General features: G+C 65.5%; 18 protein-coding genes. 7 read left to right on the plus strand and 11 right to left on the minus strand.

The features are described 5' to 3' along the window. Positions 1–4 precede the first annotated feature (4 nt). Entirely contained in the window at positions 5–1,090 is a 1,086-nt protein-coding gene (locus HGI30_RS16305; RefSeq protein WP_168908525.1) for a GerMN domain-containing protein, read from the minus strand. Positions 1,091–1,228: 138 nt separating this feature from the next. On the opposite strand from HGI30_RS16305, the gene HGI30_RS16310 reads away from it, so the two are divergent. Then, a complete protein-coding gene (locus tag HGI30_RS16310) occupies positions 1,229–1,783 on the plus strand; it encodes a phosphatidylglycerophosphatase A family protein (RefSeq protein WP_168908526.1) in 555 nt (184 codons plus the stop codon). Positions 1,784–1,914: 131 nt separating this feature from the next. Here the strand turns inward: HGI30_RS16310 and HGI30_RS16315 are convergent, their stop codons facing one another. The 3 genes from HGI30_RS16315 to HGI30_RS16325 form a co-directional block, all read right to left on the minus strand. After that, a complete protein-coding gene (locus HGI30_RS16315) occupies positions 1,915–2,271 on the minus strand; it encodes a cupin domain-containing protein (RefSeq protein WP_168908527.1) in 357 nt (118 codons plus the stop codon). 61 nt (positions 2,272–2,332) lie between these two features. Next, positions 2,333–3,364, minus strand: coding sequence for an MBL fold metallo-hydrolase (locus HGI30_RS16320; protein WP_168908528.1), 1,032 nt, complete (start codon positions 3,362–3,364; stop codon positions 2,333–2,335). Continuing rightward, positions 3,364–4,107 carry a class I SAM-dependent methyltransferase gene (locus tag HGI30_RS16325; protein ID WP_168908529.1) on the minus strand — a complete coding sequence of 248 codons (744 nt, stop codon included), beginning with the start codon at positions 4,105–4,107 and terminating at the stop codon, positions 3,364–3,366. Before HGI30_RS16325 ends, HGI30_RS16320 begins: the two co-directional genes overlap by 1 nt. A gap of 149 nt (positions 4,108–4,256) precedes the next feature. On the opposite strand from HGI30_RS16325, the gene HGI30_RS16330 reads away from it, so the two are divergent. The 3 genes from HGI30_RS16330 to HGI30_RS16340 are packed head-to-tail and all read left to right on the plus strand — an operon-like array spanning position 4,257 to position 7,832. Beyond that, the gene (locus tag HGI30_RS16330) at positions 4,257–5,588 is read left to right on the plus strand and encodes a spore germination protein (protein ID WP_168908530.1); all 1,332 of its coding nucleotides are present in this window, start codon (positions 4,257–4,259) and stop codon (positions 5,586–5,588) included. Continuing rightward, positions 5,585–6,712 carry a GerAB/ArcD/ProY family transporter gene (locus tag HGI30_RS16335; RefSeq protein ID WP_168908531.1) on the plus strand — a complete coding sequence of 376 codons (1,128 nt, stop codon included), beginning with the start codon at positions 5,585–5,587 and terminating at the stop codon, positions 6,710–6,712. Before HGI30_RS16330 ends, HGI30_RS16335 begins: the two co-directional genes overlap by 4 nt. Beyond that, positions 6,699–7,832, plus strand: coding sequence for a Ger(x)C family spore germination protein (locus HGI30_RS16340; protein ID WP_168908532.1), 1,134 nt, complete (start codon positions 6,699–6,701; stop codon positions 7,830–7,832). Before HGI30_RS16335 ends, HGI30_RS16340 begins: the two co-directional genes overlap by 14 nt. Positions 7,833–7,847: 15 nt before the next feature. Here the strand turns inward: HGI30_RS16340 and fni are convergent, their stop codons facing one another. After that, positions 7,848–8,918, minus strand: a complete 1,071-nt coding sequence (gene fni / locus HGI30_RS16345; protein WP_168908533.1) for a type 2 isopentenyl-diphosphate Delta-isomerase — start codon at positions 8,916–8,918, stop codon at positions 7,848–7,850. A gap of 230 nt (positions 8,919–9,148) precedes the next feature. On the opposite strand from fni, the gene nagB reads away from it, so the two are divergent. Further along, on the plus strand, positions 9,149–9,916 hold the full coding sequence (gene nagB, locus HGI30_RS16350) for a glucosamine-6-phosphate deaminase (protein ID WP_168908534.1): 768 nt from the start codon (positions 9,149–9,151) through the stop codon (positions 9,914–9,916). Next, positions 9,889–11,061 carry an N-acetylglucosamine-6-phosphate deacetylase gene (gene nagA / locus HGI30_RS16355; RefSeq protein ID WP_168908535.1) on the plus strand — a complete coding sequence of 391 codons (1,173 nt, stop codon included), beginning with the start codon at positions 9,889–9,891 and terminating at the stop codon, positions 11,059–11,061. Before nagB ends, nagA begins: the two co-directional genes overlap by 28 nt. A 273-nt stretch (positions 11,062–11,334) precedes the next feature. Here nagA and HGI30_RS16360 read toward each other — a convergent pair whose 3' ends face one another. The 5 genes from HGI30_RS16360 to HGI30_RS16380 all read right to left on the minus strand — a co-directional run bounded on the left by HGI30_RS16360 (position 11,335) and on the right by HGI30_RS16380 (position 16,748). Further along, entirely contained in the window at positions 11,335–12,138 is an 804-nt protein-coding gene (locus tag HGI30_RS16360; RefSeq protein WP_168908536.1) for a DeoR/GlpR family DNA-binding transcription regulator, read from the minus strand. Positions 12,139–12,142: 4 nt separating this feature from the next. After that, complete coding sequence (locus tag HGI30_RS16365; protein ID WP_168908537.1) at positions 12,143–13,096, minus strand: sugar kinase; 954 nt, start codon at positions 13,094–13,096, stop codon at positions 12,143–12,145. A 144-nt stretch (positions 13,097–13,240) separates the two neighbouring features. Further along, positions 13,241–13,669 carry a hypothetical protein gene (locus HGI30_RS16370; RefSeq protein ID WP_235680160.1) on the minus strand — a complete coding sequence of 143 codons (429 nt, stop codon included), beginning with the start codon at positions 13,667–13,669 and terminating at the stop codon, positions 13,241–13,243. Between the two features lie 184 nt (positions 13,670–13,853). Continuing rightward, on the minus strand, positions 13,854–16,025 hold the full coding sequence (gene recQ / locus HGI30_RS16375) for a DNA helicase RecQ (RefSeq protein WP_168908538.1): 2,172 nt from the start codon (positions 16,023–16,025) through the stop codon (positions 13,854–13,856). A gap of 207 nt (positions 16,026–16,232) precedes the next feature. Continuing rightward, positions 16,233–16,748, minus strand: a complete 516-nt coding sequence (locus tag HGI30_RS16380; protein WP_168908539.1) for a hypothetical protein — start codon at positions 16,746–16,748, stop codon at positions 16,233–16,235. 95 nt (positions 16,749–16,843) lie between these two features. On the opposite strand from HGI30_RS16380, the gene HGI30_RS16385 reads away from it, so the two are divergent. Continuing rightward, a complete protein-coding gene (locus HGI30_RS16385; protein ID WP_168908540.1) occupies positions 16,844–17,608 on the plus strand; it encodes an AAA family ATPase in 765 nt (254 codons plus the stop codon). Between the two features lie 250 nt (positions 17,609–17,858). On the opposite strand, the gene HGI30_RS16390 is transcribed toward HGI30_RS16385, so the two are convergent. After that, entirely contained in the window at positions 17,859–18,422 is a 564-nt protein-coding gene (locus tag HGI30_RS16390) for a hypothetical protein (RefSeq protein ID WP_168908541.1), read from the minus strand. Positions 18,423–18,609 lie beyond the last annotated feature (187 nt).

Below are 18,609 nucleotides of genomic sequence, written 5' to 3' on the forward strand. Positions count from 1 at the left end.
AAACCTAGGACTTGAAGGCGTTCAGCTGCTCCGGCCGGCTGACCGGCTCCGTGTACGACGTGTTGAGCTCATCCTTGAAGTCGGAGGCGCCGTTCAGCTTGATCTGGACCTGGTCGATGCCGGCGTTGTCGGTCAGCGACAGCACGACCGCGCGCATCATCTCGGCCGGGGCGACGTCGCCTTTCTTGTACGCCTCGTCCTTCAGGTCGAGCGTGATCGTCTCCTTGTTCTGCGTGATCTTGTCGACGCTCACGTCCTGCAGCCACACCGGCAGCAGTCCGCTCTCCTCCAGCGGGCCTTCGGCGAGCTGATCGAGCGCTGCCGTCAGCTTGTCGGCCGTGCGCGGAACGAGGCGCGTGACCGGCACGAAGTAGGGATCGCCGAGCTCGGTCTTGCTGGAGAAATAAAGCGTCACCGGCGTGGACAAGCTGTAGTCGACGCTGCTGTCGGCCTCCAGGTTGATGCCGATGGCGCGGGTGAGCGCCCGGTCGAGCGGATACTGGCCGATCGGCATTTCCTGCAGGCGCTCGCCCTCTTCCCACAGCTCCACGCCCTGAATGCCGTCCAGCCCCGTCAGCGTATAGGTAATCGCCTCGAGCATCCGGCGCTCGTCCTGCTCGTTGTAGTCGCTGAACTGCTTGGAGAACTCCACCGAGGCAAGCTTCGTCTTCTCGTTGACCTGAACGTTCAGCACTTGGGTCCCTTGAGGGAGCACGCCGCTGAAGCCTTGCGGCAGCAGCTTCGCGTATGCGCCTCCGTCCACGAGCAGCTCGAGCGCCTGCGCCTCGGCCGTCAGCTTGCTGTCGAGCTTGGCCTGGATCGTGACCGGGGCGAGGTAGCCCTCCTCGTCCTTGAGATAGACCGTCAGGCCGGAGGCCTCGCCCTGCGCCGACACCTCGGCCGAACCCGTCGCCGCCGCGGACGTCTGGCCGTCCGCTCCGGTGATGGCCGAGCCGGTCTCGCCTTGCGGCGGATCGACCGCCTTGCTTTCCGACGGCGTGAACCAGCCGCAGCCGGCCGCCATGACCGGCAGCGTCAGGACTCCCGCCAACGCCGCCTTGCGAATCCATCTGTAGCGCTGCTGTTCCATGTTCCTGTATCCTCCCTTGGTTACCGGCCGCGTTTGCGCCGCCTGGTGGTACTAGCCCGTTTGTAGTACTATTTGTATGGGTTGTACCATCTTTTTAGACCAAGCTTGTTCCCAAAACCGTCCAAGGGGGATTCCATCATGTCCAATCCCGGCACTTATGCCCTCAACAGCAAGGCGGTCGCCGAGGCCACCGCCGACTGGCTCGCCAAGCGAGGCGTGACGAAAGCCGAAATCGCCGAGCTGACCTTCTTCCTGCAGAAGGATTATTATCCGGACCTGTCTCTGGCGGAATGCGAGGAGAATATCGAGGCGGTCCTCTCCAAAAGGGAAGTCCAGAACGCGATCCTGACCGGCATCCAGCTCGACCTGCTCGCCGAGGAGGGACGGCTGCTGCCGCCGCTTCAGGACATGATCCGCAACGACGAGGGGCTCTACGGCTGCGACGAAATTCTGGCGCTGTCCATCGTGAACGTGTACGGCAGCATCGGACTGACGAACTTCGGCTATATCGACAAGCTCAAGCCGGGCATCCTCGTCCGCCTCAACGATAAGCACGACGGGCAGATCCACACATTCCTCGACGACATCGTCGGCGCGATCGCCGCCGCCGCCGCAAGCCGCATCGCCCACCGCAAGCAAGCCGAGCGCGAGGAAGCGCGCGGCGAGCGCCAGGAGGACGTGCCGCTGCCTTAGCGCAGGGACGCAGCCTCTGCGGCAAGCCTTTCGACGCGAAAAACAAAACGGGACGAATCGGAGCCGGCCTCCGTTTCGTCCCGTTCGCTTCTTCCGCCAAATCCGCTTCTGATGCCTCTTTAGGCTATCCTTTAGAAAGAGGCGAGCTCCTCCATCTCCACGACAAGCTGCTCGCCCTCGGCGACGATGACGGTCATGCCCGTCCGAGTGCCGGACTCATGCGCCTCGCCGGCCTCCCAATAGGCGGCCTGGCCGGCTTTGACCGCGATGCGCTGCCCGTCCCCGCCGCTTACCCAGCCTTCCCCGTCGATCAATAGGAACAGCTGGCTCGTCCGAGCCTCATGGCGGCCGACGGTGCCGCCCGCCTCGATCCGCATGCTGCTGAGCTGAATCCGGCCCTCATGGCGGGTGATGCCGGAAAACATGACGCCTTCGCTTGAGAACGCGTCGATAGGAACCTCTCGTCCCGGCAGCTGGTATATTTTCATCCGCTCGCCACCTCCCCTTTCCGCCCTATGCCCTGCCTGGAATGAACCTTCGATCGCCGCTTCAATGTCCGCCGCCCGCCCCGATGCTGCCGCGATAGCGGATGGATCCGTCCGCTCCGCAGCGCGCCACGGCGCGGCCATCCCGCTCCAGATAGGCCAGATGAGCCAGCGTCTCGCTGAGCGCGAAGCGCATGTTGTGGATGTTGCGGCGCAAGTGGGCGCCGAACTCCAGCTCGCACAGCTCGAAGGCGCTCGCTTCTCCGAGGCTCTCCAGCAGCCCGAGCAGATGCCCGAGCCGGCGCGCATGATGGTCCGCGATCTCGCGCGCCCTCGCTCCGGCATCCGCGAAAATCTCGCGATGGCCCGGGTATACCCGCTCGGTCGGAAGCTTCTCCAGCTCGGCGAGGCTCCGCAAGTAGGAGCGCAGCGGATCGGCATCGACGCCGTCGCCCGGCAGCAGGCTGATGTTGGGCGTGATGCGCGGCAGCACCTGATCGCCCGCGATCAGCTCGCGCCGGGCGGGCTCGTACAGGCAGACCGCGCCGGGTGCGTGGCCGGGCGCGTCGATCAGCGTCCAGCTGCGTCCCCCGAGCCGGATGCTCTCGCCCGTCCGCAGGTAAGACGGCTCCGGCTGCGGCTCGACCCGGTCCCGGAACGAATCCAGATGCGGACCGATGAGCGCGAGCAGCTCCTCCGGCATGCCGTGGCTGCGGAACCAAGCCTCCAGCTCGCGCGGGAAGACGCTGTCCCGCCCCCACATGCGGACCGCATACCGATGCGCCTCCTCGGTCATCCAGACAGGACAGCCCTGCTCCCGCTGCATCCATCCCGACAGCCCGTAGTGGTCCGGATGCTGATGGGTAAGCAGCACGCGCCGCACGTCGCCCCGTCCGATTCCTTGCTCCTCCAGCAGATCCAGCCATAGGTCCCGCGCTTCCTCCGTGTTGAGGCCGGGGTCGATGACCGTCCAGCCGCCGTCCGGCTCCGGAATCAGGTAGCTGTTGACGAAGCGCAGCGAGTAGGGCAGCGGCACGGGCACCCGCAGCCAGCCGCCTGCGAGGGACTCCGCCTGCAGCGGATTGCGCCCGTCCATCAAGGCCTCCGGCCGAACAGGACGAGGCGCCTGGACCGCTCCGGCTCGTACGGCTCGCCTTCGTAGCCCCCGTTGACCGTCTCCAGCGCGAGGCCCGCTTCCGCCAGCGCCGAACGGAACCACGGCTCGCCGAGCAGGCGCACGCTTTCCGTATAGCGGCGCGCCTCTCCGCCGTCGGCATCCGTCAGCTCGATCTTTTTGACGACGCGCCCGTGCTCGATGAACCGGTTCTCGACGATGACGGTCCCGGTCTCCTCGTCCACCCGGCTCGACTCCGGCAAGAGCGAGCGCCGCACCTGCTCCGCATTGAGGAAGTCGATCACGAAGCGGCCGCCGGGCTTGAGAATCCGCCGAAGCTCCCGCAGCACCTGCAGATGCTCGCGATCCTCCTCGAAATAGCCGAACGAGGTGAACAGATTGACCGCCGCGTCGAACGCCGCGTCCGCGAACGGCATGCGGCGCATGTCCCCCTCGTACCAGCGCACGGCCTCGCTGCCGGGCTGCGAACGGGCTTCCTGCAGCAGCGCCGACGACAGGTCAAGGCCGCTCACCTCGTAGCCGAGCCGGCTGAGCGCCAGCGAATGGCGGCCCATGCCGCAGCCGATGTCGGCGATCCGCGCTCCCGCCGCCAGCCCCAGCCGCGCCGCCAGCCGTCCGACCTCATGCTCCGCCTGCTCCCAGTCGCGATGCCGGTAGACGATCTTGTAATCCTCGCCAAAACTGCGAACGAACCATTCGGACAAGCCAGTCCACTCCTTCTCCAAGGGCTTGCTTTCCGCCCCTTCTCTCTCATCCTGTTATTGTACTCCAACGACGGCCGTCCCGGCAAAGCAGGCATAGACTTCCCCTTCGAGCGGCATACTACGCCTGATCTGGAAAGGAGAGGAAAGAGATGCTGCAGGCGATTCGCGAGCGGTTCGCGAGCGCGACGGACATCAAGACCCATCGGGTTACGAACAGCCGCTTCATCGTCGAGGTCGCCTATATCGCCACGCTCGTCGATGAAAGCAAGGTAAGCGAGATGGTTCTCGTGCCTTTCGCCAAGGAAGAGGTTCCCTTCGACGATCTGCTGCGCCGCAATCCCAATTTCCAGCTGCTCGACGATCCGGCCCGCTGGACCGATTCGCTGCTGCGCGGCTTCGTGCTCGTCAAGCTGAACTCCGTCATCTATAAAATGGACGCGGCACGCATCATCCGCAACTCCACCCCGGAGACGACGGTCGAGAGCACGATCGAAGGGCCGCAGATCGCGCTCAGCGAGGACCTGATGGATTCGATCAACATGATCCGCGGCCGCTATGCCAGTCCCGACCTGCTGGAGGAAGAGTTCACGGTCGGCGCGCTGTCCAAGACGCGAGTCGTCATGATCTACGACCAGATCCGCGTCGATCCCGCCGTGCTGGAGATCGCGCGGCTGAAGCTGCGCAGCATCCAGACCGACGTGCTCAGCGCGTCCGGCCAGTTGGCCAAGTTCATGAACGACAACCGGAAGCGGCTGTTCCCGGTCGAGATGATTACCGAGCGCATCGACCGGCTGTCCGTCGGGCTCAGCAAGGGCAAGATCGTCGTCCTGATGCAGGGAAGCATGTTCGCCCTGCTGCTGCCGATCGTCTTTACCGACCTGATGAGCGCCACCGAGGATCACTACGAATCGTTCTGGACGTCCCTCCTGCTGCTGTCGCTGCGCTTCATCGCGCTGCTCATGACAACGACGCTTCCGGCTCTCTACATCGCGGTCATCTCCTACAATCCGGAGCTGTTCCGGGTGCAGCTGGCCTTCTCGATCGCCGGCAGCCGCGCTTCCGTGCCTTATCCGTCCTTCATCGAGGTGTTCATCATGCTGTTCATGATCGAGATGCTCGTCGAAGCGAGCGTGCGGCTGCCCAAGTACATCGGCTCCACGGCGACGACCGTCGGCGGCCTCATCCTCGGCCAAGCCGCCCAGCAAGCCGGGCTGGTCAGCAGCATCATGATTATCGTCACCTCCGTGATGGCGATCTCGAACTTCGTCATACCGATCTATTCGCTGTCGCTGTCGGTGCGCTTCATCAAGTACCCGCTCATCGCCCTCGCCATCTTCTTCGGCCTTCCGGGCGTGGCGGGCGGCGTCTTTGCCGGACTGATCTACCTGTGCAGCCAGCGCAGCTTCGGCAAGCCCTATTTCCGTCTGCGGCTTCCGGTCGACTGGAGGCATGCGGACATCGGAGAGGTGAAAGCGAAGTGAACCGCTATTTCTACTACAGCTTCATCATGGTGGCGATGCTCAATTTGATGCTGTTCGTCCCGTCGGTGCTGCTTCAAGAGCGCATGACGGGAGCCGTATCCTCGCTGCTCGTCGCGATCCTCCTCGGCACGCTGACCGCCTATGCGGCCACGAGCGCGCTCGCCCGCTTTCCCGGACTCGGCGTGCCGGAGATCCTGCGCCTCTACCTGCCGGAGTGGATCGTGAAGCCGCTGCTCGCGCTGTTCGCCTGCGGCTTCTTCTTCGCGTCCAGCCTCGCTCTCGTCGGCTATACGCTGCTGCTGAACCGCGTGCTGACGCCTGATCTGCCCGCCTGGAACCTGCTGCTCGTGCTCGGCGTCATCTGCATCTACGGCTCGACCCGCTCCTCCATGACGCTGCTGTTCCTGATGGAGATGACGATGGTGCTGGCGCTCCCGGTCATCCTGTTCATCCTGTTCAAAGGCATCCGCAGCCCCGACGTCGCCTGGAACGCCATCTACACGGTCGCGCAGTACGTCACGGTCCGTCCGACGCTGACGAGCGTCGCCGCAGGCACGTTCATCTTCACCGGCTACATCAACCTGGCGATCTTCAACCGCCTCCATCCGCCGAACTTCCGGCTGAAGGGACGCTGGCTCATTCCGATTCTCGGCAGCGGCATCCTGCTGACGACGTTTTTCCTTCCGATCGGCTACCACGGCACGATGGCCGTCGACCGCTACATGTACGTCTGGACGCAGACCGCCGATTCGATGACGATGAGCTTCGGCTTTATCGAGCGCGTGCTGTTCCTGTTCCTGCTCGTCTATCTGGCGCTGACGCTGCTCTATACGAGCATCGGCTGGCATCAGTCGATCGAGCTTCTGAGGAGCATGCGCAAAGACATCAAGATTGAGGTCGACCACACGAAGACGCCGAAGTCATCGTGGTGGATCAGCATCGCTTTTTTCGGCCTCAGCGTCGTCAGCATGTTCTATACGGACGAAAAGCTGACGATCGAAGTGGCCGAACTATGGCTCACGATACGCATGTTCGTCGAGCAGGGGACTGCGCTGCTGCTGCTCGCGCTGAGCTTCAAGCGGCCGCGCGACGCCGTCCGGGAGGCCGCCCATGAATCGGCCTGACGCCAGGCGCCGTGCGCCGCTCGCCGCCTGGCGCCGGCTGGCCGCGCTGCTGCTCGCCTCCGCCCTGCTGCTGCAGGCGGGCGGCTGCGGCTTCATCGACATCGACAAGCGATTCTTCGTCGTCGCGCTCGCCGTCGACAAGTCCGGCAACGACAAAAAGCCGTACCGCATCACGATCCGGCTGTCGATCCCGAACTCCAAGACCGAGCCCGGCATGGAAAAGTCCCAGATCGAGACGATCGACGCCAAGGAAATATCCGAAGGGCTGCGCATCCTCAAATCCCGCGTCGACAAGGAGATCGACCTCGGACACTGCAAAGTGCTGCTCCTCGGCAAGTCGGTGGCGCGAGAGGACATCACCGACGCGGTCGAATGGATGATGCGGCGGCGCGACATCCAGTCCTCGGCGTTCGTCGCCGTCGGCCAGCCGGACGGCCGCAGCATCCTGGAGAAGATGCCGCTTTCCGAGCGTTATTCCGGCAATACGCTGTTCCTCACGTTCGGAGGGGACGCGACCAAGTCCTCGTTCATCCGGCCGATCAAGCTGTTCGATCTGTTCCGCCGCATCAACGAGCGTGGCATGGACCCGTACCTGCCGGTCGTCCAGCTGACCGAAAACGGCTACGAGGTCGACCGGCTCGCCCTGCTGGACAAGTCCCGCATCCGGACCGTGCTCAATTCCGAAGAGACGCAGCTGTTCAACCAGCTCGACCAGCAGTTCATCAATTCCACGATCGAGACGACCTACGAAGGACGCACCGTCATGCTGGCCGTCATGGATCTGACCGTGCGCGAGAAGATCGTGCGGACCGGAGCCGGCCAAGGCCGGCTCGATATGAGCATCCATGCCGGCGGAACGCTCGAGGAAGGGCCGAACGACATCCTGCATCGCCATTCCGCCGTCGTGGAAACGGGCTTCGAGCGGGACCTGGCGAAAAGGACGGAAGCCCTGCTCCGAAAAATCCAGCGCAGCGGCGTCGATCCGCTGCAGTTCGGCCTTCGCTTCCGGGCGACCCACATGAGCAAGAAGGCGTTCGAGGAATGGCAGGAGATGTACCCGACGCTGAGCTTCCGCATCCGGACGGACGTGAACATCCAGGGAGCCGGACGGATTAAATAATACAAGCCTGTCCGCCTACAGGCGGACAGGCTTCAGCTTGTCTCCGTGCGCCAGCTCGCGCAGCGTGCCCGAGCCGGAGGCGAACATCGCCGTCCGCAGCTCGAACTCGACCCGCTCCATGCGGGCGGCGATATTCCGCGCGGCATCGCTCCCGGACGCCGCGTCCGGGAGCAGCAGGCGGCCGAAGCCGGCCAGATCGGCGCCCAGCGCGATCGCCTTGGCCGCATCGACGCCGCTGCGCAGCCCGCCGGAGGCGATCAGCGTCGCCTGCGGCAGCCGCAGGCGGATCGCCGGCACGCATTCGGCCGTCGGGAAGCCCCAGTCGGCGAAGGCATCCGCGGCATCCGCATGCAGGCGGCTCCGGGCGCGATGCTTCTCGACCTGGCTCCACGACGTTCCGCCGGCCCCGGCGCAATCGATGAACGCCGCGCCGGCATCGGCCAGCCTTTCGGCCGTCGCGGCCGAGAGGCCCCAGCCGACTTCCTTGATGCCGACCGGAACGCCGCTCCTCCGGCATACTTGCTCGATCAGCCGGAGCAGCCCCCGGAAGTTCGTGTCCCCCTCCGGCTGGAACACCTCCTGCAGCGCGTTGAGATGCAGCACGAGCGCATCCGCCTCGGCCATCTCCACCAGCCGCCGGCACGCATCGGCGTCAAGCCCGTAGTTGAACTGGACCGCGCCGACGTTGGCGATGATCGGCACGTCCGGAGCCTCGCGGCGGATCTGGAACGAGGCGGCAAGCTCCGGCTTCTCCCACGCCGCCCTCATCGACCCGAGGCCGATCGCCCAGCCCCGCGCCTGGGCCGCTTCCGCCAAGCCGCGGTTGATGCGGCCCGCTTCGTCCGTTCCTCCCGTCATCGAGCTGACGAGCAAGGGCGCTTTGAGCTTCCGGCCGAACCAGCTGGCGGACAGGTCCACCTCCTTCCAGTCCAGCTCCGGCAGCGCCTCGTGCTCGAAGCGGTAGCGGTCGAAGCCCGCCCCGCCGGAAGCCCGGCTCTCTACCTGCTCCTCCAGGCAGATCCGGATATGCTCGGCCTTGCGCGATTCCGTCTCTTCCGCGCCGGGCCGGCGGGACTGTTCCGTCATGGCATTTCCCCATCCTTCCTTCTGCAGCCCGCGGCTTCGTGCCGGACCGGGCTTTCGTGTCCCCATCATACCTGTTCGGGCGGGGCAGGGGCAAATGCCGCAGCGTCCGGCAACAGGATGATTGCATCTATCATATTTATGTACATTTCGATCATTTTCATTGTCATGGAGCTAGAAAGCGCGTAAACTAAAGGTAACGAAAAAGGAAGCCAATCGAGGAGGAAGCGGATATGGACATTCGAATCTTTGAGGACAATCAGGAGCTCGACCAAGCGGCCGCCCGACTGATCGCCGACCTGGCGAAAGCCAAGCCGGATGCCGTGCTGGGGCTCGCTACCGGCTCGACTCCGGTCGGAATCTACCGCAGCCTGATCGAGACGGCCGCGGCGGAGCGCGTCAGCTTCAAGCGGATCACGACGTACAATCTGGATGAATACGTGGGCTTGACGCCCGACAACGAGCAAAGCTACGCTTACTACATGAACCAGCATCTGTTCTCCAAAATCGACATTCCGCTGAACCAGACGTTCCTGCCGGACGGCATGGCGGACGATCTGGACGCGTTCTGCGCGAAGTACGACCGCATGCTCGAAAGCGCGCGCGTCGACCTGCAGCTGCTCGGCCTCGGCCATAACGGCCACATCGGCTTCAACGAGCCGGACCGCGAGCTCACCGCGGGCACCCATGTCGTCACGCTCGACGAAGCGACCCGCGAAGCGAATGCCCGCTTCTTCGCCTCGCTCGACGAGGTGCCGAAGCAAGCGGTCACGATGGGCGTCGGCTCCATCCTCAAGGCGGCGCGCATTCTGCTCGTCGTCCGCGGCGCCGACAAGGCGGAGGTCGTGAAGCGCGCGCTGTCCGGTCCGGTCACGACGGACTGCCCGGCCTCGCTGCTGCAGCTTCACGCTGACGTCACGGTACTGCTCGACAAGGAGGCAGCAAGCCTGCTGGCACCAGGAGGGAACCAAGGATGCAGCCCTTTCGCATCAGCAATGTAACGATCGCCGTCGACGGAGCCGCCGTACATGGCTCCGTCACGGTCCGGGACGGCCGGATCGTCTCGGTCGAGCCCGGCGCGGGCACTGCAGCCGCTTCCGGCGAGGCCGTGATCGACGGCCGCGGCGGCTGGCTGCTGCCCGGCTTCATCGATCTTCACGTGCATGGAGGCTACGGCGCCGATTTCATGGACGCCGGCCACGAGGCCTATGACACGATCACCCGATTCCATTCCCGGCACGGCACGACGACGATGCTGGCGACGACGATGACCGAATCGCGCGAGCGCATCCGCGCGGCGCTGGATGCCGCCGACGAATACGTCAGCGCGCCGATGCCGTACGCCCGTCTGGCCGGCGTGCATCTCGAAGGGCCGTTCGTCAGCCCGGACTGGATGGGCGCGCAGAATCCCGCCTATCGCGTCGATCCGAAGCTGGACTGGCTGCAGGAGTGGCATGACGCCTACCCGTCGCTCATCAAGCAGATGACGCTTGCGCCGGAGCGCGAGGGCGCGCTCGAGATGATCGCCTGGCTGGCCGAGCGCGGCATCGTCGCCTCCGCCGGACATACGGACGCACGCTTCGCCGACATGCAGGCGGCGGCGGACGCCGGGCTGCGCGGCATGACGCATACGTTCAATGCCTGCCGCGGCCTGCATCACCGCGAGCCCGGAGCGGTCGGCGCGGCGCTGACCGACGACCGCATCCATGCCGAGCTCATCGCCGACGGCCATCACGTGCATGACGCGGCGATGCGGCTGCTCGCCCGCGCCAAGCCGCCGGGCAAGCTTACCCTCATCACCGACGCGATGTCGGCGGCCGGCCTCGAGGACGGAACGTATGAGCTCGGCGGCCTGCCCGTCACGATGAAGGACGGCGTCTGCCGGCTCGTCGAAGGCGGCAACCTGGCCGGCAGCACGCTGACGATGGAGGCCGCGCTGAAGCGCTTCGTCGAGGCGACCGGCTGGACCGTGCCGCAGGCCAGCGTGCTCGCGAGCGCCAACCCGGCCTACCTGCTCGGACTTTCCGAGCAGACCGGCAGCATCGCCGCCGGCAAGTGGGCCGATCTCGTGCTGCTGACCGAGCAGCTCGAGGTCGTCGGCACCTGGGTGAGCGGACGGCGCGTCTATGAGGCGCAGCAGGTCTGAACCTCGGGTTCCGCGCAAGACGCGCCAAGCGCCGTTTCCCGAGCTTGCTCGCCGCCGCGCCCGACTAATTCAAAAAAGCGTCCCGCCCGTTGAACAACGGGCGGGACGCTTTTTTTGGGGGCATCGATGCGGAAGCATCGCTCCGATGCGGCGGCTGATGCCATCGGCTTGAACGAGGAGAAGCGGCGGAATCCGCCTAACGGGAGCCGGATTCCATTTACGAGGTTCGCGGTCCGGATATTCGGCTCGAAAGCGGTTTCCGTCGAGCGGCCCTCAGGCCTCCGCCTCCTCCTCTTCCTCGTCGCCGGCCAGATAGACCGTCACGCCGCAGCGGCGGGCATAGTCGGAGAGCGCCCCTTCGAGCGGCCGGTCGGTGATGACCGCGTCCAGATCCTTGAGCTGGGCGATCGAGAACAGCGACGTCCGACCGACCTTGCTCTGGTCGAACACCGCATACGTGATCTGCGAGCGGCTGATGAGCGCCTTGGCGATCTGCGCCTCCTGCTCGGAATAGGTCGTGATGCCGCCGTTCTCGGAGATGCCGTCGACGCCGATGAACATCTTGCCGATGTTCAGATGGGACACCATGCCCTCGCCGAGCGGCCCGCACAGCTCGAAGCTGTTGTGCCGCATCATGCCGCCGGTGACGACGACCTGGATGTCGCTGCCCGCCAGCTCCATGGCGATGTTGACCGCATTGGTCACGACCGTGATGCCTCGGCGCATCTTGATGAGCTTGGCGATCAGATAGTTCGTCGTGCCGCCGGACAGGCCGACGACGTCGCCCTCCACGATATGGCGGGCCGCCTCCGCGGCGATATGCTCCTTCTCCAGCAGCGAGATGCCCTGGCGCTCGGCGAACGAGCTGTCGCGCACGGGATTCATCCCGTCGTACATCGCTCCGCCGATCGTCCGCACGAGCGGACCGGTCCGCTCCAGCAGCTCCAGGTCGCGCCGCGCCGTCGCCTCCGAGCAGCCGAACCGCTCGACGATGTCGGAGATCGTAATCCTTCCCTGCTGCTTGAGCACGGTCAGGATGCCTTCGCGCCTTCGTTCACCTTTGTTCATCTCCGTCATCGCTTCAACGCTCCACCCATACGGTATTGTTCAGCCGCTGCTCGGCAGAGGCCCAGTCCGGCAGCGCTTCCCAGTCGCCGCGCCCCTGCACGGCCAGCGAGCCGCAGATGCTGCCCAGGCGCACCGCTTCCGCCGGCGCCATGCCTTTGAGGACTCCTGCGAGGAAGCCGGCGCAGAAGCCGTCCCCCGCGCCGACGGTGTCGACGACCTTTTCGGCCGGGTAGAACGGTATGAACGCGCTCCGTCCGCCCTCCAGCAGCAAGGTGCCGTCGCCCTTGCTCTTGATGACCGCGACCGAGCCGAGCGCATAGACGCGCTTCAGGATGGCCGCCTCGTCGTCCGTGTCGTACAGCAGCCTCAGCTCGTCCCAGCCCGGCAGGAAATAGTCCGCCAGCTCGGCCGCCGGCAGCAGCGCCCGCCGCGCCTCCTCGATGCTCCACAGCTTGAGGCGCAGATTCGGATCGAAGCTGACCTTGACTCCGGCCTCGCGGGCGATCCGCATCGCCTCCAGCACCGTCTCGCGGGCGCTGTCCGACAGCGCCATCGTGATGCCGGTCACATGCAGCAGCTTGGCACCGCGGATGTAGTCCGCATCCAGCCGCTCCGGCGTCATCCGGCTCGCCGCCGAGCCCCGGCGGTGATAGTGGACCGCCAGACGCCCCGCCACTTCCTCGCGGAACATGAGCCCCGTCGGCGCCTCCGCGCTCAGCTGCGCGCGCGACACGTCGACGCCTTCTCCTCGCAGCGCTTTCAAGATGCGGCGCCCGAGCGGATCGGCTCCGAGCGCTCCGCACCAGCCGGCCGAGCCGCCGAGACGGGCGATGCCGATGGCCAGATTGCTCTCCGCTCCGCCGAAGGCGGATTGCAGCGAGTCCGCATGCTCCAGGGCGCGGTTCTCCTGCGGCATGAACAGAGCCATGCTTTCGCCGAAGGTGATGAGATCCGGTGAAACCGTCATGTGCTGCTTCCCCTCTCCTGATGGATCGCATTAACGTAATAAAGCCCTTGCTTCGTCCTCCAGGCCGGAGGAAGCGTCCGCCGCGAAGCGGCTTGCGGCATCCTCGCGGCCTGGCGGCGAAGAAAGGCGTTGAATCGGCTGCTCCTATTCGTACATCCGATTGACCATGAAGTACATGATCACGACGTAGAGGATGAGCAGGATGAAGCTGAACGTGCGGACCTTGGCGATGCTCGCGGTCGCGCTTTGGCCCGCCTGGATCTGGCTGACGATGCCTTTGAGCGGCTTGGTCTGGATGCCGCCCAGCGCCGCGATGGCGAGGAACAGCACGATCGAGAGGACCATCCAGGCGACGGTATAGTCCGCCTTGGAGATCAGGTAGCCTCCCGTCAGGAACTGCAGGATCAGGAAGTACTGCGCGATCTTGTTGCCCGTCACGAGTCCTTCGGCGAGTCCCTGCTGTCCGGCACCGGCCAGACGGGAAGCGCGGCCGACGAGGAACGGCAGGATCAGGTAGAAGCCGAGTCCGCCCGCGCCGAGCACGTGCAGGAATACCATAACTTGAGTCATCATTCATCCTCCTAGGCTTGTCTACGACCAGTATACTAGATGCAATCGGCTCTGACAAAAGGAAACGCTCGATTTGCTCCCGTTTCCCGCCGCTGCCGTCCCATTTTCGCCTTATATGGGTTTTTTGCTTATCCGCTCGCATGCGTCCGCGTCCGCTTGAGCGTGAGCGGCGTCGCCGTCCCCGGCTTCAGCCGTTCTTCAGGCCGTGCTTGCGCAGCACGCCGTGGATGGCGAAATAATCGACCTCGGGCGGCAGGGCGTCCTTGAGCGGACGCAGCTTGTCCGCGCCGAGGCGGCCGGCCGCCTCCAGGATGAGCGGCTCCTGATCGGCGGGAATGATGCGGCTCCAGTCCAGCTCCAAGCCCTCGTCCGCGCAGCGCATGAGATGGCTTTCGGCCGTGACGCGGCTGATGCCGCGCTCCTGCGCGATCTCCTCGATCGTGCCGCCCGCCTCGAACATCTCGTACGTCGCCAGATGGCTGCCGCTCTCCCCCCGTCCGGAGACGGACGCCTCCGCCCGCGCCGGCGGGCGGTCGCCGCCAGCCGCCTCGAACAAATCCGGCTGGCGCCCCGCCTGCGCCTCCTCGCCCGCCGTGATCGCGAGCAGCGCGTCGCCGTACTTGTCGGCCTTGGCCGCGCCGATGCCCTTGACCCGCAGCAGCTCGTCGCGGCTCGCCGGAGCGGCTGCCGCCAGCTCGCGCAGCGTCGCGTCGAAGAACAGCATGAACGGCGGCACGCCCTCGCGCGCGGCCGTTTCCTTACGCCACTGGCGCAGCGCCTCGAACAGCGGCGAAGCCTCCCCGGCCGCGGCGGCCGAAGCCGCGCGGCGGACCGACGTCGACTTGCGGCGCACGACCGTCTTGCTGCCCTCGAGCACCGGCAGCGCCTCCGCCGTCAGCGAGACGGTCGGATACTGGCCTTCGCTCAGGCGCAGATAGCCCTCCGCGACGAGCCAGTACAGCCAGTCGGAAATTTCCCGTTCCGGCCACTCCCGCAGCAGCCCATAGGTGGACAGGCGGTCGAGGCCGAACTGGATGATCTTCTTGTCGCGCGAGCCCTTCAGCACCTTGGCGGCCATCGCGACGCCGAAGCGCCCCTTCATCCGGCCGACACAGCTGAGCGCCTTCTGCGCCTCGCTCGTCATGTCCAGCCGCTCGCTCTTGTCGAGGCAGTTGCCGCATTTGCCGCAGGGCTCGACGCCCTTCTCGCCGAAGTAATCGACGATGAACTGCTGCAGGCAGCGCTCCGTGCGGCCGAAGTTCATCATCGCGTACAGCTTGGACAGCTGCACCGACTTGCGTCCGTCGTCGCCCTGGCCCTGCTCGATCAGGAAGCGCTGGATCTGCACGTCCTGCGGCTCGAACAGCAGCACGCACTCCGACTCCTCGCCGTCGCGGCCCGCGCGCCCGGCTTCCTGATAGTACGACTCGACGTCGCCCGGCATCTGCCAGTGCAGCACGAAGCGCACGTTCGGCTTGTCGATGCCCATGCCGAACGCATTGGTCGCGACCATGACGCGCGTCTCGTCGAAGCGGAACTTCTCCTGCGCCTCCGCGCGCTCCGCGTCGCCCAGGCCGCCGTGGTACTTGCCCGCCGGGATGCCCTGGCGCAGCAGCTCCTCGTGCACCGCTTCGGTCTCCTTGCGTGTCGCCGCGTAGATGATGCCCGACTGGTCCGGACGCTCCTGCAGGAAGCGCGTCAGGAAGCGCTTCTTGTCCGCGCCGGTGACGACGGAGAGCGACAGGTTCTCCCGCGCGAAGCCGCTGACGAACACGCTCGGCTCGCGCAGGCCGAGCATCGCCGTAATGTCATCGGCCACCTCCGGCGTCGCCGTCGCGGTGAACGCCGAGACGAGCGGCCGGTCCTCCATGCGTCCGATCCAGCCGGCCAGCTGCCGGTAGCTCGGGCGGAAGTCATGGCCCCACTGCGAGACGCAGTGCGCCTCGTCGATCGCGATCATCGGGATGCGCATGCGCTCGGAGAGCTCGCCGAACATCGAGCCGTCGAGCCGCTCGGGCGCGATGTAGAGCAGCTTGTACTCCCCGTTCAGCGCCGCGCGCAGCACGTCCCGGTATTCGCCCGCGCCGAGCGAGCTGTTGAGGTAGGCCGCCGGCACGCCGACCCGCCGCAGCGCGTCGACCTGGTCCTTCATGAGCGAGATGAGCGGCGAGACGACGATCGTCGTTCCCGTCATCAGCATCGCCGGAATCTGATAACAGACGGACTTGCCCCCGCCTGTCGGCAGGATCGCCAGCGTGTCCCTTCCTCCCGTGATCGCTTCGATGATTCCTTCCTGCCCCTGGCGGAACGAATCGTATCCGTAGACGCGCTTCAACAGCTCGCGCGCTTCCTGCAGCATAGGCCTTCGACTCCTTTTCCTGTTTCCGTGGACGGCCGGGCTCCCCGCTCGGGCAGGGACCGATCCGGCGCTCATCCCTCTATTGTGACAGGTCGGGGAAAGGGTGTCTACCCGCTCGCCGCAGGCGCTTGCCTGCCGTACGAGGCCGGTTTGCCCTGCGGCTTTTTTTGACTGCCTGCGGCTTGTCCGCTGCCGCCGCTTGCCTGCCTAAGGCTTGCTCCCGGCGGCCGCCAGCTCGCCGTCGTCCTCACCGCGACCCCGGAGACCGTCCGGCGGCTGCGTCCCGCTCGCCTCCGCCTTGAGCCGGGTCAGCTCGCGGTACAGCTCCAGCAGCTCGGCCTCGCGTCCCCGAATCTCCTCCTCCACTGCGGCGAGCCGCGCCAGCAGACCGGGATCGGCCTGCTCCTGCCGGCCGCCGGAGGCGAGCAGCAGCCCGGCTCCGAACGTCGCCTCCACCCAGCGGTCGGCCGCCTCGCGGCCCTCGCCGCGGTACAGCTCGACGTAGACGTCGAAGATCGCCAGCACGGTGCGGCGGCTGTTCCACCCGAGAATCTCCACGCTGTCGGCGGCCATCGTCACGGCACGGCTCAGCTGGAACTCGTTGAGCTTGCCGCGCATCGCCTCGACGCGCGCCACCTCGGCGGCGAACGCCGGGAACGCCGAGCGGAACAGCTCCGCCGATGCCAGGTATTCTTCATGCGTAATCCAGGATTCCTCTTCCATGTCCGCGTTCCCCCTTGCCTTCTCGATCATCGTGATTGAACCGTCCATCGAGTATACTGGGTGGAGGAAGCTCTTTCAAGGAAGGGGAGATTAGAATGAGCCGAGGACCGGGGTATCTCAAAAGCGTCGAGCTGCTGCGCTCCGGCATCGCCGATCCGCAAGAATATCCATTCAGCCTGCCGGCGGTTCGCTCGTTGGAGCGGCTGCCGCTGCATCCCAAGGTGACCTATCTGATCGGCGAGAACGGCACCGGCAAGTCGACGCTGCTGGAGGCGATCGCCGTCGCCTGGGGCTTCAATCCCGAGGGCGGCACGATCAATTTCAACTTTTCCACCGCCGAGACCCATTCCGAGCTGCATCGCCACCTGCGGCTGGCGCGCGGCGTGCACAAGCCGCGGGACGGCTTTTTCTTCCGGGCGGAAAGCTATTACAATCTCGCCAGCGAGATCGAGCGGCTCGACCGCCCCGGCGGCGAGCGAGCTTCAGGCCCGCCGATCATCGACTCCTATGGCGGCAAGCCGCTGCACGAGCAGTCGCATGGCGAGTCGTTCTTCGCCACGTTCCTGCACCGCTTCGGCGGGCGCGGCCTGTACATCCTCGACGAGCCGGAGGCAGCGCTGTCGCCGCTGCGCCAGCTGTCGGTGCTCTCGCGCATCCACCAGCTCGTGCAGAAGCACTCGCAGTTCATCATCGCCACCCATTCGCCGATCCTGATGGCCTACCCGGATGCGGACATCTACCTGCTCGGTCCGGACGGCGCCGAGCGGGTCGAGCTGGAGGAGACGCCCCATTGGTCGACCATGAAGCAGTTCGTCAATCACAAGCAAACGATGCTGGACGAGCTGCTCGCGGACGATTGATTGAGGAGACGAAATCGCGCTGGGCGGCTCGCTTCCTCTCTCCCCTGAAGACTATTTCCGGCGAGCCGGCCGCCTGTTCGCAGCGCTCGGCGATGATGAGGGGAAGCTTGCCGAAGCGGCAGCCCGGCTGCAGGAGCACATCGAGGAGACGGATGCGCTGACGCGGGGCTGAGCTTGGCCATGCCGGGAAGGTAGCCTTTAAGCACCTGATGAGTGTCCTGCTCAAAATGAATCTGAATGCCGTCTTAATCTAAGGCGCGAGCGGTGCTCCAAGCGGCCCGGCTGCGACCCGGTTGGCCAACGCCAGCGCCTCCTCCCGATTGCTCGCCGGAGCCGCGACCGTCACGACGCCATCGCGGTTTAATTCTGTTGAAGAAACAGTGCGGATAACGACGAGCTCCTTCACATTCCCGGATGCATACACCATGCCTTCCACATGGAGGCCTGGAACGCTCTCGCCGATCGACTCCTGCTTCAACCATGAAAATGCCATGCCGCCGACTCCGTTGCTCAGATAGAAAAAGGGTGTCGCATCCTCCGGCACTTCGGGATAGGACTCGCCCACGATGACGAGCTTGCCGTTCATCGTGCCCGCTCCGTTCCAGAAACCGGCGAGCGTACGCCGGAACGTTCCCTCCAGCCGCAGAGTCAAGGCCCGGCCGGGACGGTCCGGCTGTCCGGACGTGAATTCATAGCCTTGGAACGTACGGTCGATGCGATGCGGAGCGAACCACCAGATCAGGCTGCCGACAAGCAGCAGGACAACGGCCGCGATGCCGCCCCGCACCCAGCGGCTCAAGCTTGAAGCTTCCATAAGCGCGCCCCCTTTTATTTCCATTATACCCGAACAGCCCCGAATCCGTCTTTGGATTCGGGGCTGTTCGCATATCTGAGCAGCTGAGCCTAGCTGCTTGCAAAAGGCGGCGGCCTAGTCCTACGCGAGTCGGTCCGCTGTGCTGCCCGCTTGAGATGCTGCTCCCAAGCTTGCGGCTTTGCCGCGA

It is taken from the genome of Paenibacillus albicereus (assembly GCF_012676905.1).
In the GTDB taxonomy this organism is placed as follows: domain Bacteria; phylum Bacillota; class Bacilli; order Paenibacillales; family Paenibacillaceae; genus Paenibacillus_O; species Paenibacillus_O albicereus.